This window comes from Psychrobacter sp. 1Y4 (genome assembly GCF_051847555.1).
The window spans coordinates 1-779 of record NZ_JBPYDE010000416.1 but is presented as its reverse complement, the minus strand read 5'-3'; the positions used below and the strand labels follow the sequence as shown (position 1 = coordinate 779).

Sequence of the window (779 nt, the reverse complement as noted above, 5' to 3'; positions counted from 1 at the left end):
TTATATTTGTCACCTCTTACGATCATTATGCGATAGCGGCACTAAAAGCCAATGCAATCGGTTATCTGTTGAAACCGGCAAACAAAGACGAGCTATTAGAAGCACTGAACAAAGCAAAAAACCTAAACGCGGCGCAATTGAATGAAATTCGCAAGCTTGCAAATCCAACGGCGCGTCCGATACGTCAGCATATTGCTGCTCGTACTCACCGCGGTGTAGAGCTGATTAAACTTAAAGATATCTATTATTTTGCGGCAGATCAAAAATACGTCAAAGTGTACGCGAGTAATAAAGTGTCATACTGAGTAATAAAGATTCATACTGAGTAATAAAGTATCATACTGTTGACTCCGCTATTACCCCCTGCTAAAGTTTATATAACTTTAGCAGGGGTTTTTTATGCTTTCAAAAAAACAAGAAAAGTGGCTTAAAGAAGGTAGAGGTCAGGGGGAGTTTGCCGATTACAAACCTTGGATAAAAATATCTGATATATCGTCGTCAGGTCGATCCCATAGGGTTTTCGGTCACAAAACAAGACGTACTCACCATTTAATGTCTGATTTAGAGCTAGCAACATTTCTATTTCTTGAATGGAGTCAAGAAATAATAGATATTCGAGAGCAATTTCCTCTTAAATTTGATGAAACCCTTCGGATTGCAGAGAATATGCAAGTAAAGCATCCTGCTATTAGAGGCAATACTCATGTTATGACATCAGACTTTTATGTTGTGAGCTCTGATAAAGAGCTTAGCCAATTTGTTTTGCAGGCAAAATATTC

At 38.3% G+C, this 779-nt stretch carries 2 protein-coding genes; both read left to right on the top strand.

Annotation, left to right across the window (positions count from 1 at the left end; all coding sequences use genetic code 11):
* Nucleotides 1–305 (top strand): LytR/AlgR family response regulator transcription factor (locus ACS8FC_RS16690; RefSeq protein ID WP_439297604.1); only part of this gene is annotated, 305 nt, incomplete at its 5' end.
* A gap of 94 nt (nucleotides 306–399) precedes the next feature.
* Nucleotides 400–779: TnsA endonuclease N-terminal domain-containing protein (locus ACS8FC_RS16685; protein WP_439297603.1), on the top strand; the 380-nt coding region annotated here is incomplete at its 3' end.